This window comes from Herbaspirillum lusitanum (assembly GCF_046025995.1).
Taxonomy (GTDB): domain Bacteria; phylum Pseudomonadota; class Gammaproteobacteria; order Burkholderiales; family Burkholderiaceae_D; genus Herbaspirillum; species Herbaspirillum lusitanum_A.
In genome coordinates this window covers 1-1,788 of sequence record NZ_JAQQFM010000025.1, presented here as the reverse complement: position 1 = coordinate 1,788, position 1,788 = coordinate 1, and the positions used below count along the sequence as shown (strand labels likewise).

The 1,788-nt window shown below is 61.9% G+C and carries 1 protein-coding gene; it reads left to right on the top strand.

The features are described from left to right. The coding region (locus tag PQR62_RS25525; RefSeq protein ID WP_408160889.1) for a type VI secretion system Vgr family protein at nucleotides 1-1,788 on the top strand (1,788 nt) is incomplete at both ends.

The following is a 1,788-nucleotide window of genomic DNA, read 5'->3' as shown; positions in this document are numbered from 1 at the left end:
CGGCCTCTTCACAGCGCCGCTTCCAGGGTGTGATCACCGGCTTCAGCCAGATCGACAGCGCCAGAGACGTCACCACCTACGAGCTGGTGCTCGAATCGCATCTGGCGCAATTGGGACTGGGCTCGCACTGTCGCCTGTTCATCGATCAGGGCATTCCCGACATCATTGCGCAAGTCCTCGACGACAAGGGCTTCACCAGCGACACCCACTATTACCGCTTCACGCTTTATCGCAGTTATCCCCGCTTGCCGACCGTGATGCAGTGGCAAGAAAGCGATCTGGCCTTCATCCAGCGCCTGTGCCGGCGCTGCGGCATCTGGTTCAGGATGGCCGAAGGCGAATTCGGTGAGCAGATCGTGTTCGCGGACGACTTCACTCACTATCAGCGCCAGCCGGCCTTGAGCGCGCCGTTCAAGGCGCATGCCGGACTGGAGAGCATCGGCGCCGAGGCCGTGTTTGCATTGGAGACGCATACTAAAACCATTCCGGCATCGGTCTTCGTGCGCGATTACAACCGCCTCGCGGCGCCGGCGTGCATCGACGAAGAACACGCGCTGCGCACGCAAGACCGGACCGCCTTCGGTCAGGTCTATCGCTGGGGCAGTCTGCATCTGGATGCAGAACAAGCCGAATGGGAGGCGCAATTGCGCCATGAAGCGCTCTTGTGCGAGCAGGTGGTGTATCACGGCCGGGGCAATGTCCTCGGTCTGGCTCCCGGCAGTGTCTTCAATCTCAGCGGCAAGTCGCTGCCGGATGCGGAGCACGGTCAATTGATTACCCGTGTCGAACACGCCGGCGCGCGCGATGCGGCCTATACCAATCGCTATACGGCGATACCCTCGGATCGCCTGTATCGGCTGCCGCTGGAAGAAGACAATTGGCCGCGCATCGGCGGCACGGTCAGCGCCCGCATCGTCTCGCCGGATCGCTATCCCTACGCTTACCTGAATCAGGATGGCGACTACCGCGTGCAGTTCGACTTCGATCGCGAAGAACGCCAGAGCGGCCACAGCAGTTGCTGGCTGCGACTGGCCAAGCCTTTTGCGGGGGCGCTGCAGACCGGTTTCCACTTCCCGCTGATCGAAGGCACCGAGGTTGCCATCGCCTTCCACAACGGCCATCCGGATGCGCCGTATATCGCCCATGCACTGCACGACAGCCACAACAGCGACCTGATCACCCATCGCGATCGCTGGATGAGCCGCAATGAAATCCGCACCCAGAGCAACAACAAGCTGCGGCTGGAGGACTGGCAAGGCCAGGAGCACATCAAGCTGGCGACTGAGCACGGCAAGAGCCAGCTCAACCTCGGCCATCTGGTCAATGCATCCAAAGAGCCGCGTGGTGAAGGACTGGAACTGCGCACCGACGGCTGGGGCAGCGTGCGCGCCGGCAAGGGCCTGTTGCTGTCGGCCGATGCGCAGCCCAAGGCGCTGGGCAAGCAACTGGACATGAGGGAAGCCAACGCGCAGCTCAACGCTGCGCTGAATCTGAGTCAGGCCCTGGCCGATGCGACCAAGGCGGCGCAGGCGCATATCGCTGAAGTGAGCGAGCAAAAGCAACTGCTGGATCAGCGCATCAAAGAACTCAAACAAGCGGTACTGCTGGCCAGCGCTCCGGCAGGCATGGCCTTGACCAGCGGCCAGCATCTGCAAGTATCGGCGCAGAACAATCTGATCGTCACGGCCGGCGGCCATGCCGACATCAGCGTCTTCAGGAAATTCACGATTGCAGCCGGCGAAGCGATCTCGCTATGCGCGCACAAGCTGGGCATGAAGCTGTTTGCGG